Consider the following 13284-nt stretch of genomic DNA (forward strand, 5'->3'; position numbering starts at 1 on the left):
TTCTCGGGGGTTCTCGGTAAAGTGCCAGCCATTCGTGTCGCAAGCACGGTATGTGCGTGCGGCGCAGATTGAAGCCGGAGAATTCCATAATGTCGCAAACGTCACATATCTTGCCTTCCTACCTGCAGGCCGATGATCTCGGTCCGTGGGGCAACTACCTTCAACAGGTCGACCGCGTCACGCCTTACCTGGGCACATTGTCGCGTTGGGTCGAAACCCTCAAGCGTCCCAAGCGCATCCTGATCGTCGACTGCCCGATCGAACTCGACAACGGCACCATCGCCCATTTCGAGGGCTATCGTGTCCAGCACAATACTTCACGCGGCCCCGGCAAGGGCGGTGTGCGTTTCCACCAGGATGTCACGCTGTCCGAAGTCATGGCGCTGTCGGCCTGGATGTCGGTCAAGAACGCGGCGGTGAACGTGCCTTACGGCGGTGCCAAGGGCGGTATTCGCGTTGACCCGCGCAAGCTCTCGCGCGGCGAGCTCGAGCGCCTGACGCGTCGTTACACCAGCGAAATCAACATCATCATCGGGCCGACGAAGGATATTCCGGCGCCGGACGTCAACACCAATGAGCAGATCATGGCGTGGATGATGGATACCTACTCGATGAACGAGGGGTCCACGGCCACCGGCGTGGTGACCGGCAAGCCGATTTCGCTGGGTGGCTCGCTGGGCCGTCGTGAAGCCACGGGCCGCGGCGTGTTCGTGGTGAGTTGCGAGGCGGCCCGCCGTCTGGGACTCGACGTGCGCGGCGCACGCGTGGTGGTGCAGGGCTTCGGCAACGTGGGGGCATTGCCGCCCGTCTGTTCCACGAGGCTGGTGCGCATGTCATCGGCGTGCAAGATCACACCGGTACGATCTACAAGTCCGACGGCCTCGACGTGCCGAACCTGCTCAAGCATGTGGCCGAAACTGGCGGCGTGGGCGGCTTCCCGGCGGCTGAGACCATCAAGGACGACGAGTTCTGGTCGCTGGACTGCGAGTTCATGATTCCGGCGGCACTCGAAAACCAGATCACCGAGAAAAACGCCGACAAGATCCGCGCGAAGATCGTGGTCGAAGGGGCCAATGGCCCGACGACGACGGCGGCCGACGACATTTTGCGCAGCAAGAACATTCTTGTCGTGCCGGACGTGGTGGCCAACGCCGGCGGCGTGACGGTCTCGTACTTCGAGTGGGTGCAGGATTTCTCGAGCTTCTTCTGGACCGAGGAAGAGATCAACCACCGTCTGGAGCGCATCATGCGCGAAGCGTTCGATGGCGTGTGGCATGTGGCGCAGGAGCATAAGGTTTCGCTGCGTACTGCCGCATTCATCGTGGCGTGTACCCGGATTCTGCAAGCCCGCGAGATGCGCGGTCTGTACCCCTGATCAGGCGGTGCTGTCCGGCTAAGTAGTAATACGCAATAATGCGTAAAACAGAATGTTCGGGGCGATTTGCGTTAAGAAAGACGTACGTTCCGAACATTCGATAATAAAAAAATGGGCAAATGCGGTGCTAAAATGCATCTGTTTTTGCCAAGGAGACTAAAGAATGACCCTCTCGAAAATTGCATTGGCGATGTGCTGTGTTGGCTTGATGGCAGGTGCTGCCCAGGCGCAGGAAACCGGTACGCTCAAGAAAATCAAGGACACCGGCGTCATCTCGCTGGGTAACCGCGAATCGTCCATTCCGTTCTCGTTCTATGACAATAACCACAATGTCGTTGGCTATGCCAATGATGTGGCGATGGCCGTCGTGGCCGAAGTCAAGAAGGAGCTCAAGCTGCCGAACCTGAAGGTCACGCAGACGCCGATCACGTCGCAGAACCGCATTCCGCTGGTTCAGAACGGCACGATCGACATGGAGTGCGGTTCGACCACGAACAACGCCGAGCGTCAGAAGCAGGCCGCGTTCTCGAACACGTTCTTCATCATCGGCACGCGTTTGCTGGCGAAGAACAGCTCGGGCATCAAGGACTTCGCCGACCTCAAGGGCAAGAACGTCGTGACCACGGCGGGCACGACCTCCGAGCGTCTGCTGCGCGAGATGAACCAGAAGGACAACATGGGCATGAACATCATCAGCGCCAAGGACCACGGAGAAGCCGCTATCACGCTGCACTCGGGCCGTGCCGTCGCGTTCATGATGGATGACGCCCTGCTCGCGGGCGAGCGCGCCAAGTTCAAGGACGCCAAGGACTACAGCATTGTCGGCAAGCCGCAATCGTATGAGGCCTACGGCTGCATGATGCGCAAGGACGATCCGGCCTTCAAGAAGCTGGTGGACAAGGCCGTTGCCGATTACCAGAAGTCGGGCCAGGCGCAGAAGGACTTCGCCAAGTGGTTCCAGCAGCCGATCGCTGCGCTGGGCGGCGTGAATATGGACTTCCCCCCGTCGGCCGAGATGGCCGCGCTGTGGAAGTCGCCGAACGACCACGCTGACGTTCAAGGCGCCAAGTAAGCCTCGCAGGCTTCACGAGTCGCCGAGCACCATCAGTGCGTAATGCCGAAGCGGAAGGAGCCAATCCTTCCGCTTCTTTTTAAGCAAGACAAGTAGAAAAGGGGAGATCATGGCTCTCGGTCTCGATTTCAGTTTTTTCTTCCAGCCTGTGGCAACGGGCGAGGGGACGACCTATTTCGGGTGGTTGCTCTCGGGCTTCAAGCTCACGCTTGAAGTTGGCCTCGGCGGCTGGATCATTGCGCTCATCGTGGGCTCCGTGCTCGGCGTGATGCGCACCATCCCCAACAAATGGATATCCGGCTTCGCGACGGCCTACGTCGAGTTGTTCCGGAACATCCCGTTGCTTATTCAGTTGTTTTTCTGGTACTACGTGGCGCCCGACTTCCTGCCGGAATCGGTTCGCACGTGGTTGTTCGCGCTCAATCCGGCGAACGTCTCGCTGCTCACCGGCGTGGTCGGCCTGGGGCTCTTTACGGCGGCCCGGGTGTGTGAGCAGGTGCGCTCCGGTATCAATTCGCTGCCCAAGGGCCAGAAGAGCGCCGGTCTGGCCATGGGGCTCACGCTGCCGCAGACGTACCGCTTCGTACTGCTGCCTGTGGCCTTCCGTGTGGTGATCCCGCCGGTCACCTCGGAATTCGTCAACATCTTCAAGAACTCGGCCGTGATCTCGACGGTGAACCTGCTCGAACTGACCGGGCAGGGCAAGCAGCTCATCGATTACACGGCGCATAGCTATGAGTCCTTCATTGCTGTGACGATCGCGTACATGATCATCAACGTCGCGGTGCTGGTGCTCATGCGCTTCATCGAAGCCAAGACCCGCCTGCCGGGCTACATCGGGGGCAAATAATGGGTGAGATCTTCGCATGGGGCGGCGCGATCGACGCGATGCCGCTGCTCGTCAAGGGCATGATCACCACGCTGCAGATCACGGTGCTCGCCGTGGTCGTGGGCATCGTCTGGGGTACGATTCTCGCGATGATGCGTCTGTCGGGCGTGACCGTGCTGAAATGGTTTGCGGATCTGTACGTGAACCTGTTCCGCTCGATTCCGCTGCTGATGGTGCTGCTGTGGTTCTTCCTGATCGTGCCGCAGGTGTTGCGTTCGGTGCTCGATGTGCCGCCGACCTGGGACATCCGGATGGTCTCGGCACTCGTCGCCTTCTCGCTGTTCGAAGCGGCGTATTATTCGGAAATCATTCGCGCGGGTATCCAGAGCGTATCGCGGGGCCAGATGTCCGCCGCCTACGCGCTGGGCATGTCGTACTGGCAGGCGATGGCGCTTGTGGTGCTGCCGCAGGCGTTCCGCAACATGGTGCCGTTGTTGCTGACCCAGGGCATCATTCTGTTCCAGGACACCTCGCTCGTATACGCGATCGCCTTGGCCGACTTCTTCGGCATGGCGTACCAGGTGGGCCAGCGTGACGGCACGTTGCCCGCAATGATTGTGTTTGCCGGAGCGGTCTACTTTGTGATCTGCTTCACGGTTTCGATGTCGGTTAAACGTCTTCAGAAGAGGTTGGCGAAATGATTACCCTTAAAAACGTCTCCAAGTGGTACGGCCAGTTCCAGGTGCTCACGGACTGCTCCACTGAAGTCAAGAAGGGTGAAGTCGTGGTGGTGTGCGGCCCGTCGGGTTCGGGCAAGTCCACGCTCATCAAGACCGTCAACGGTCTGGAGCCGATCCAGCAAGGCGAGATCATCGTCGATGGCACATCGGTTGCCGATCCGAAGACGAACCTGGCCAAGCTGCGCTCGCGCGTCGGCATGGTGTTCCAGCACTTCGAATTGTTCCCGCACCTGTCGATCACCGAAAACCTGACGCTCGCGCAGGTCAAGGTGCTCGGTCGCAGCAAGGACGCCGCCCGTGACAAGGGCCTGAAGTTGCTGGAGCGCGTGGGACTGACGGCGCATGCCCACAAGTTCCCGGGCCAGCTCTCGGGCGGTCAGCAGCAGCGCGTGGCCATCGCTCGCGCCCTGTGCATGGACCCGATCGCCATGCTGTTCGACGAGCCGACCTCGGCTCTCGACCCGGAAATGATCAACGAAGTGCTCGACGTGATGGTCGAATTGGCGCAGGAAGGCATGACCATGATGGTGGTCACGCACGAAATGGGCTTCGCCAAGAAGGTCGCGAACCGTGTGATCTTCATGGATCAAGGCATCATCGTCGAAGACGACAAGAAGGACGAGTTCTTCGCGAATCCGAAGTCGGACCGCGCCAAGGACTTCCTGGCCAAGATCCTGCACTGATCGTTGGTGCGGGTGGAATGAAAAAAGCGTGCCTTCGGGCACGCTTTTTTTATGCTCGTCGGCGTCGTCGCGGCCTTACTGGCAGGCAGTGTTCTGCTCGTTGCGCAGACGAACGGCTTCGGGAATCGGCACTACGGTGCGCAGCGACGGCCCCCCTTCTCGAAGAGAATCAATTCACCCGGCGCGAACGTCGTCCAGACTTCGTTGTCGGTGAGCGGTGCCGTGGCGATCACCGCCACGCGATCGGCTGGCGTCGTGAACTTGGAAAAATCGATTTCCCAGTCGGCGTCGATCAGATGCGCCTTCGTGAACGGCCACTGGCGGGCGATGAAGTGCAGCCGTGTCGAGCAGTGCGCGATCAGCGCCTGGCCGTTCGAGAGGACGAAGTTGAATACGCCGTGGCGCGTGATCGTACGCGTGATGTCCTCGACCGCGTGGAACAACTCGTCGAGTGGCGGTTGCGAACCGGGGAAGCGCTTGCGCAGGCCCTGCATGATGTCGCAGAAGGCGCGCTCGCTGTCGGTCGTCCCCACGGGCTGATAGACGCCCGAGAGAAACGGATCGTAGTCGTGCAGATCGCCGTTGTGCGCGAAGATCCAGTGGCGTCCCCACAACTCGCGTTGGAACGGGTGGCAGTTCTCCAGCTCAACGATGCCCTGTGTCGCTTTGCGGATATGCGCGATGACGTTCTTGGACTTGATCGGGTATTTCTTCACCAGCTCGGCGATGGGCGAGTTCGCGGCGGCCTGGTGATCGATGAACAGCCGGCAGGCCTTGTCTTCGAAGAATGCGATGCCCCAGCCGTCCGCGTGGTGATCCGTACCGCCCCCACGCGCCGCGAAACCGGTAAATGAGAACGTGATGTCGGTCGGTTCCGCGCAATTCATTGCGAGCAGTTGGCACATGGGGCGGGTCAATCGAAGATGGGTTGCGCTCGTCGTGTCGGAGCGCCGCAACCAGTACAATATGGGGTTGCACAAGCATAGCACTGGCCCCTGTGTACGTACATTCCCGCCCAATCGGTCCGTCGCGCCGACGCGTCACCGCGCGGCGACGGTCTCATGGGCTAGCCGTCTCCCTCAGCTCCCGGAAAACGCCCATGATCAACGAATTGACTATCACCCGCCCCGATGACTGGCACCTGCACGTGCGCGATGGCGACGTGCTCAAGAGCGTGCTGCCCGACAGCGCCCGCCAGTTCGGGCGCGCGATCATCATGCCGAATCTCAAGCCGCCGGTCACCACGACCGAACTCGCCGCCGCGTATCGCGAGCGTATTCTCGCGGCGCGCCCGGCCGGCAATGCGTTCGAGCCGCTCATGACCCTGTATCTGACCGACAACACGGCCGCCGACGAAATCCGTCGCGCCAAGGCATCGGGCTTCGTGCATGGGGTGAAACTCTACCCCGCCGGCGCCACGACGAACTCCGACGCCGGCGTGACCGATCTGGCCAAGTGCCGCGGCGCGCTCGAAGCGATGCAGGACGTTGGCATGCCGCTGCTCGTGCACGGTGAGGTGACGAGCGCCGACATCGACATCTTCGATCGTGAGAAGGTCTTTATCGATCGTGTGATGTCGCCGTTGCGCCGCGATTTCCCGGGCCTCAAGGTTGTGTTCGAACACATCACGACCCAGGACGCCGCCGAGTATGTCGCGCAGGCCGACGGCCCCATCGCCGCCACAATCACCGCGCACCATCTGCTGTACAACCGCAACGCGATCTTCACGGGCGGGATCCGGCCGCACTACTACTGCCTGCCGGTGCTCAAGCGCGAGACGCATCGCGACGCGCTCGTGAAGGCGGCTACGTCAGGCAGCCCGCGCTTCTTTCTCGGTACCGACAGTGCCCCGCACGCACGCGAGGCGAAGGAAGCCGCCTGCGGCTGCGCGGGTTGCTACACGGCGCTGCACGCGGTAGAGCTGTACGCCGAGGCGTTCGACAAGGCCGGCGCGCTCGACAAGTTCGAAGGCTTCGCCAGCTTCCACGGCCCGGATTTCTACGAACTGCCGCGCAATACCGACAAGATCACCCTGGTCCGTGAAGACTGGCAGCTGCCGGCGGAGCTGCCGATGGGCGATGCGACCGTGGTGCCGCTGCGCGGCGGCGAAGTCATCGGCTGGAAGCTCAAGGGGTGAGTCCGGAGGACGCGTCGGCGCCTTTGGCGTCCACGTGGACAGGCTTGCCGGCGATCGACTGGCACGCGCCTTGGTTCGACGCGGTCGCCGAGCGGGGGCGGGACGCCTTGGCGGGCGCCGACTGGCGCGAGGCGCTGTCGGCGCAAGCGGCGGCGGCCGGGCAGGTGAGTGGGCGGGGGCGGGCGTTGCGATTCGTCGCCCCGCAGGCGCTTCCCGCCGACACCGCCTACGAGGCCTTCATCGCGGACACAGGCGGGGTGCCGACGCGCCCTAATCTGCATGACTTCTTCAATGCGCTGATCTGGCTGACCTATCCGCGCGGCAAGGCGGCGCTCAACGCTCGTCAGGCCGCCGCCATCGCCGTCGACGGTGTGCAAGCCACGCGCGGTGCCACGCGCGATGCCGCCACCCTCTTCGACGAAAATGCCGTCCTCTTCGCGTGTAGCGACCCGGCGCTGGGCGGGGCGCTTCGGGCGTTTGACTGGCACACGCTCTTCGTTGCACGGCGTGCCGACTGGGGGCGCGCCTGCGAGGTGCAGCCTTTCGGACATGCGTTACTGGAGAAGCTCGTTGCCCCGTACCCGGCAGTGACCGCGCACGCGTGGATCGTGGACGTGCCACAAGCCTACTTTGGCTGGACACCCCTCGTGCGCCGCGCCTGGCTCGACGTCCGGATCGCGCCGGGGCTCGCCAGTGGGCCGCTCACAACACGCGACTTCGCGCCGTTGCCGGTGCTGGGCATTCCCGGTTGGTGGCCCGCCAACCACGACCCCGCCTATTATCGGGACACCTCGGTCTTCCGGCCTGGCCGGCGTCGGACGAGCTGAGGGTCCCGGTGGCGCGTGGGCCGGGAGGGCGGACGTCAGGCAGAGTTGGGCGCGGAAGTAGGGCCGGGGTAGGGCGGAGGTAGGGCGGAGGTAGGGCGGAGGTAGGGCGGAGGTAGGGCGGAGGTAGGGCGGAGGTAGGGCGGAGGTAGGGGGCGGAGGTAGGGGGCGGAGGTAGGGCGGCGGCACGGCGGCGCGCGTGATACACTTCGGCCCGCAGAGTCGGCCAGACAATCGCCGCCTCCCTTTGGGAGGGGGAGGAAAGTCCGGACTCCACAGGGCAGGGTGATGGCTAACGGCCATCCGTCGTGAGACGCGGAACAGGGCAACAGAGAACAGACCGCCGATGGCCCCTGGCGCAAGCCAGGCGGATCAGGTAAGGGTGAAACGGTGCGGTAAGAGCGCACCGCGGCGTGCGGCAACGCACACGGCACGGTAACCTCCACCCGGAGCAATTCCAAATAGGCAGGTGAACGGCATGCGCCTTGTGCGCATGCCGGCAACGGGGCCCCGGGAGCCTGCGGGTAGGAAGCTTGAGCGGCGCAGTGATGCGTCGCCTAGAGGAATGATTGTCAGGCGCGGCGCGAGTCGCGTTCACAGAATCCGGCTTATCGGCCGGCTCTGCATCCGAACAAAACACAAAAGGCTCCCGCTGGGAGCCTTTTGTGTTTCCAATGTCATCGTGTCGGCGAGAAATGGCAGGGCCGACCGGTGCTCAGCCTTCGACGATCTCGACGCTATGGGTGATCTCCGCCGTCTTCGCGAGCATGATCGACGCCGAGCAGTACTTGTCGTGAGAGAGGGTCACCGCGCGCTCCACCGTGGCGGGGTTCAGGTTGCGGCCCGTGACCGTGAAGTGGAAGTGAATCTTGGTAAAGACCTTCGGATCTTCGCTGGCCCGCTCGGCCTTGAGCGTGACGTTGCAATCCTTCACTTCGGCCCGGCTCTTCTTGAGAATCAGCACGACGTCATACGCCGTGCATCCGCCCGTGCCAACCAACAGCATTTCCATCGGACGCGGCGCCTGATTGTGACCGCCACCCTCCGGGGCACCGTCCATCGCGACGATGTGTCCGCTTCCCGTCTGGGCGACGAAAGCCATACCGTCCTGGCCCATCCAACTCACCTTGCATTCCATATTCCGAAACCCCGATATCCCGTTCAAGCGAAAATTGTAACGGCTTCCGCCAAGGCGCGTACGACGCTCAGCGCGACCTTGGGATGCCGACCTGGGCAGCACGGGTTGCTGCGTCGCAATATTGGCGCTTTTTTGATCGATGTTTCAGGCGGATAAACCCTAAAGTTAGATACTGGACTCTACTTGTCGGGTTGCGGTGTAAGGTGTTTTGGTGGTAACTATTTGATTTAAATGGAAATAATTGTCAGCCTCTCATTCCTCTAGCGTTCCGCATTATGGTTATTGATTTCGCACTATAAATTTTCTTGCGTCGCACCATCGGCTTTGCTAGACTGCAGTCATTGGTTGTTGTGCTTCACAGCAATTCTGCCAGTGTCTCCTCCACCCTCCTCCTTTGGTGGATTTAACCCGGACCCATGAGGTTCGGGTTTTTTTTTGTGCGTCGGGAAACGCCGTTTACCGACGAGTGGTTTTTTCTGTATAATCAACGGCTTTTCCGGAAATGCCCACGGAAGATACATCAGGGAGAGCCTGCAAGCACAGGACTGCGCCATGCGATGCAAATCGCGAGGACGCGGCCGGCAGACAAGCAGGAAGTTGATGTTAATGGGGCAAATGTATTTTATTTGGATCGATCATGAAGACGTTTTCCGCTAAGCCGGCAGAGGTGACGCGCGAATGGTTTGTGATTGACGCGACGGACAAAGTCCTCGGCCGTGTCGCCAGCGAAGTGGCACGCCGTCTGCGCGGCAAACACAAACCGGAATTCACGCCGCACGTTGACACGGGTGATTACATCATCATCGTCAATGCTGCCAAGCTGAAAGTTACGGGCGCAAAGCAAACCGACAAGAAGTACTACCGTCACACGGGTTACCCGGGCGGTATCTACGAAACCACGTTTGGCAAAATGCAAGAGCGTTTCCCGGGCCGTGCGCTCGAGAAGGCCGTGAAGGGCATGCTGCCGAAGGGTCCGCTGGGCTACGCGATGATCAAGAAGCTGAAGGTTTACGCCGACGGTAACCATCCGCACGAAGCGCAGCAACCGAAGTCGCTCGAGATCTAAGGGCCACGCCATGTTCAAAAACGATTGGAATTACGGCACCGGCCGTCGCAAAAGCGCTGTTGCTCGCGTCTTCATCAAGGCTGGCAAGGGCGACATCGTCGTCAACGGCAAGCCGATCAAAGAGTACTTCGCTCGCGAAACGTCGCTGATGATCGTTCGTCAGCCGCTCGAGTTGACCAACCACGCTGAAACGTTCGACATCAAGGTCAACGTGTCCGGCGGCGGTGAAACGGGTCAGGCCGGTGCGGTTCGTCACGGTATCACCCGCGCACTGATCGACTACGACGCGACGCTCAAGCCGACGCTGTCGACCGCTGGCTTCGTTACGCGCGACGCCCGTGAAGTCGAACGTAAGAAGGTGGGTCTGCACAAGGCTCGCCGTCGCAAGCAATTCTCGAAGCGTTAATCGCCCGAGTGCTTGTTCGCATCTGCCTCTGGCGGATGCAAGGAAAGGCCGCCTCGTGCGGCCTTTTTTCTATTGTGCGTCGCCTTTGGCGCGTGTGACTCGCGCAGGCGTCAGGCGCGTTGCCGTCCCACACGTGTCGTGGAAGCTTGATAGAATCGCGGTTCCGATTGAAAGGGGTAGGACATGGTCAAGGTAGGTATCGTAGGCGGCACCGGCTACACCGGTGTGGAGCTGCTCCGTTTGCTGGCACAGCACCCGGAAGTGAAGTTGACGGCGATCACCTCGCGCAAGGAAGCGGGTACGCCGGTCGCCGATATGTATCCGAACCTGCGAGGCCGTGTCGACCTGGCATTCTGCACGCCCGACGACGCCCGCCTGACCGATTGCGACGTGGTGTTCTTCGCCACGCCGCATGGCGTGGCCATGGCGCAGGCGCGCGAGCTGCTCGCCGCCGGTGTGCGCGTGATCGATCTGGCGGCAGATTTCCGCCTGAAAGATATCGCCACGTTCGAAAAGTGGTACGGCATGCCCCACGCTTGCCCCGACATTCTCGAAGAAGCCGTCTACGGCCTGCCCGAAATCAACCGCGACAAGATCAAGAGCGCCCGCGTCATCGGCCTGCCGGGCTGCTACCCCACGTCCGTGCAACTAGGCTATGCGCCGCTGTTTGCCGGTGGTCGCAAGCTGGTCGATCCCAAACACCTGATCGCCGATGCCAAGTCGGGGGCAAGCGGTGCGGGTCGCAAGGGTGAGACGTCGCTGATTCTTGCGGAGTCGGCCGACAACTTCAAGGCCTACGCCGTGAAGGGCCATCGCCATCACCCGGAAATCAAACAGGGTCTGGAGGCGATCGCGGGCTACGACGTGGGCCTGACGTTCGTGCCGCACCTGCTGCCCACGATTCGCGGCATCCACTCGACGCTTTACGCGACGATCCTGCCCGAAGCGCGCGACACCGATTTCCAGGCGCTGTTCGAGACGTATTACGCCGGCGAGCCGTTCGTGGACGTGCTGCCGGCCGGCTCGATGCCGGAAACGCGCTGGGTGCGCGCATCGAACTATGTCCGTATGGCGGTGCATCGTCCGGGCAATGAAGATACGCTGGTGATCCTCGTCGTCGAGGACAATCTGGTCAAGGGCGCGTCCGGTCAGGGCGTGCAGTGTATGAACCTGATGTTCGGCTTGCCGGAGAACATGGGGCTGACCCATATTCCCGTACTGCCGTAACGGTATTTATGGTCTCTAAGCCCTTGATTTTTCTGCCGTCGGCACAATCTGGGAATAGAGACTAGAATGGTACCGAACCGATTTTTGGAGATTTGCGATGAACGCACCGCTTGAGGCCGCCGTCACGGAAATGCCCGCTTTCCTGGTCTTTACCGACAGCGCCGCGGACAAGGTCAAGCAACTGATCGACGAGGAAGGCAACGCCGAGCTGAAACTGCGCGTTTTCGTGCAGGGCGGCGGTTGCTCCGGCTTTCAGTATGGTTTCACCTTCGATGAAGACGTCAACGAAGACGATACCGTGCTCGACAAGAACGGCGTGTCGCTGCTGATCGACTCGATGAGCTATCAATACCTCGTCGGCGCCGAGATTGACTATAAGGAAGACATCAATGGCGCGCAGTTCGTGATCAAGAACCCGAACGCTTCCACGACTTGTGGCTGCGGTTCTTCGTTCTCGGTCTGAACGGCACGAAAGCCGTATCTGGATGCAGTACGAGAAAGGGCCCGCAAGGGCCCTTTCTTATTGCTCCGTCGATTTCCTGGTGCGATGGGTGCGCCTGGCTCAGTGCGGATAGATCGCGCCGAGAATGCGAGGGCCCTGCGCGCCGGTGACTGACGCAAGATTCCCCGGTTGCCTGACCAGGCAACGTTGCGCGAGCCAGGCGAAGGCGCGGGCCTCGACTTGATGCGGCGGTACGCCGAGCGCCTCGGTCGTCGCGACGGTTACACCCGGCAAACGCGCCGCGATGGCTTGCATGAGTGCACGATTGCGCGTTCCGCCGCCGCAGGCGTAAAAGCCTCGGCAGTCGGGCGCGTAACGCAACACGTCGTCGGCGACACACTGCGCGGTCAGCGCGACGAGCGTGGCCTGGACATCCACCGGCGACACGCCCGGAGCGGCCGCCAGTCGGGTATCCAGCCAGTTCGCGTGGAACAGGTCGCGACCGGTGCTCTTCGGCGGCGTCTGACGGAAGTACGGTTCGCTCAGCAAGTGGCTCAGCAAGGCCTCGTCGACGTGTCCGCTGGCGCCCCAGGCGCCTGCGTCGTCGTACGAGGTTCCGAGATGACGGGCGGCCCAGCCATCGAGCAGTGCATTGCCCGGGCCGCAGTCAAAGCCGCAGACGGGCTGGCCGGATGCCGCCGCCGGCAGAATCGTCACATTGCTGATGCCGCCGAGATTGCAGACGACGCGCGTTTGCCCGGCATCCGAAAACACCGCCTGATGGTAGGCGGGCACAAGTGGTGCACCCTGGCCGCCGGCGGCGACATCCCGGCTGCGAATGTCTGCAACGACATCGATGCCGGTCAATTCCGCGAGCAGTGCGGGCGCGTTGAGTTGGCGCGTATAACCGATTCCATCGAACTCGCCCGGACGGTGGCGGATCGTCTGCCCATGAGCGCCGATGGCCGCGATAGCGGACGCCGGCAATCCGGCGGCCGTGAGCAATTCGCGCACGCAGTCCGCATAGACGCTTACCAATGCGTTCGCCGCCAGCGCTTCGCGGTGCAGCTCGTTTTCCGAGGGCGCTTGCAACACCATCAACGTTTCACGCAGATCGCCTGGAAAAGGCAGATAGGCTTCTGCGAGCACCTGCCCGCTGGCTGACGCGACGAGCACGCCGTCGACACCGTCGAGACTGGTGCCGGACATCAGGCCGATGAAATAAGAGGGAGATGCTGGGGCGTCGAGGTGGCGAGCGGTGTCGGTCATGGGCGGAGCGGGGGCCGGAGAAATCGAATCCGCACCGGGAGGGGGCACAGGTGAGTCACCTATCTCCCCGCACAGT

Annotated in this window: 12 protein-coding genes, 1 other RNA gene and 2 pseudogenes; 12 read left to right on the forward strand and 3 right to left on the reverse strand. The window is 61.8% G+C overall.

The window, feature by feature from the left end; translation table 11 throughout:
• Positions 1–89: 89 nt before the first annotated feature.
• The 5 genes and pseudogenes from DRB87_RS03990 (at position 90) to DRB87_RS04010 (ending at position 4699) form a co-directional block, all read left to right on the forward strand.
• A pseudogene (locus DRB87_RS03990) lies at positions 90–1375 on the forward strand (Glu/Leu/Phe/Val dehydrogenase).
• Positions 1376–1538: 163 nt separating this feature from the next.
• Positions 1539–2447, forward strand: coding sequence for a glutamate/aspartate ABC transporter substrate-binding protein (locus DRB87_RS03995; protein ID WP_017235638.1), 909 nt, complete (start codon positions 1539–1541; stop codon positions 2445–2447).
• A 109-nt stretch (positions 2448–2556) separates the two neighbouring features.
• Positions 2557–3297, forward strand: a complete 741-nt coding sequence (locus DRB87_RS04000; RefSeq protein WP_130024955.1) for an amino acid ABC transporter permease — start codon at positions 2557–2559, stop codon at positions 3295–3297.
• Positions 3297–3977: a glutamate/aspartate ABC transporter permease GltK gene (gene gltK / locus DRB87_RS04005; RefSeq protein ID WP_130024956.1), complete on the forward strand. Its 681-nt coding sequence runs from the start codon at positions 3297–3299 to the stop codon at positions 3975–3977. Before DRB87_RS04000 ends, gltK begins: the two co-directional genes overlap by 1 nt.
• On the forward strand, positions 3974–4699 hold the full coding sequence (locus DRB87_RS04010) for an amino acid ABC transporter ATP-binding protein (protein ID WP_130024957.1): 726 nt from the start codon (positions 3974–3976) through the stop codon (positions 4697–4699). The genes gltK and DRB87_RS04010 overlap by 4 nt, the downstream gene beginning before the upstream one ends.
• 75 nt (positions 4700–4774) lie before the next feature.
• Here DRB87_RS04010 and DRB87_RS04015 read toward each other — a convergent pair.
• Positions 4775–5604 (reverse strand): annotated as a pseudogene (locus tag DRB87_RS04015) (class II glutamine amidotransferase).
• Positions 5605–5798: 194 nt separating this feature from the next.
• Here DRB87_RS04015 and pyrC point away from each other — a divergent pair.
• The 3 genes from pyrC (at position 5799) to rnpB (ending at position 8287) form a co-directional block, all read left to right on the forward strand.
• On the forward strand, positions 5799–6836 hold the full coding sequence (pyrC, locus tag DRB87_RS04020; RefSeq protein WP_130024959.1) for a dihydroorotase: 1038 nt from the start codon (positions 5799–5801) through the stop codon (positions 6834–6836).
• 44 nt (positions 6837–6880) lie between these two features.
• Positions 6881–7663 (forward strand): DUF3025 domain-containing protein, encoded by a 783-nt coding sequence (locus tag DRB87_RS04025; protein WP_130027712.1) that lies wholly within the window; start codon positions 6881–6883, stop codon positions 7661–7663.
• 215 nt (positions 7664–7878) lie between these two features.
• Positions 7879–8287, forward strand: an RNA gene (gene rnpB, locus DRB87_RS04030) — RNase P RNA component class A.
• Between the two features lie 88 nt (positions 8288–8375).
• Here the strand turns inward: rnpB and DRB87_RS04035 are convergent.
• Positions 8376–8798, reverse strand: a complete 423-nt coding sequence (locus tag DRB87_RS04035) for an OsmC family protein (RefSeq protein WP_026132304.1) — start codon at positions 8796–8798, stop codon at positions 8376–8378.
• A 637-nt stretch (positions 8799–9435) separates the two neighbouring features.
• Here DRB87_RS04035 and rplM point away from each other — a divergent pair.
• From rplM to erpA, 4 genes are all read left to right on the forward strand, one after another.
• A complete protein-coding gene (rplM, locus tag DRB87_RS04040) occupies positions 9436–9864 on the forward strand; it encodes a 50S ribosomal protein L13 (protein WP_010805091.1) in 429 nt (142 codons plus the stop codon).
• A gap of 10 nt (positions 9865–9874) precedes the next feature.
• The gene (gene rpsI / locus DRB87_RS04045) at positions 9875–10270 is read left to right on the forward strand and encodes a 30S ribosomal protein S9 (RefSeq protein WP_010805092.1); all 396 of its coding nucleotides are present in this window, start codon (positions 9875–9877) and stop codon (positions 10268–10270) included.
• A gap of 183 nt (positions 10271–10453) precedes the next feature.
• Complete coding sequence (argC, locus tag DRB87_RS04050) at positions 10454–11497, forward strand: N-acetyl-gamma-glutamyl-phosphate reductase (protein ID WP_017235648.1); 1044 nt, start codon at positions 10454–10456, stop codon at positions 11495–11497.
• Between the two features lie 97 nt (positions 11498–11594).
• The gene (gene erpA, locus DRB87_RS04055; RefSeq protein ID WP_017235649.1) at positions 11595–11960 is read left to right on the forward strand and encodes an iron-sulfur cluster insertion protein ErpA; all 366 of its coding nucleotides are present in this window, start codon (positions 11595–11597) and stop codon (positions 11958–11960) included.
• A gap of 99 nt (positions 11961–12059) precedes the next feature.
• Here the strand turns inward: erpA and DRB87_RS04060 are convergent, their stop codons facing one another.
• A complete protein-coding gene (locus DRB87_RS04060; RefSeq protein ID WP_130024960.1) occupies positions 12060–13208 on the reverse strand; it encodes an anhydro-N-acetylmuramic acid kinase in 1149 nt (382 codons plus the stop codon).
• Between the last annotated feature and the right edge of the window lie 76 nt (positions 13209–13284).

The sequence above is a fragment of the Pandoraea sp. XY-2 genome, assembly GCF_004193915.1.
Lineage (GTDB): Bacteria > Pseudomonadota > Gammaproteobacteria > Burkholderiales > Burkholderiaceae > Pandoraea > Pandoraea cepalis.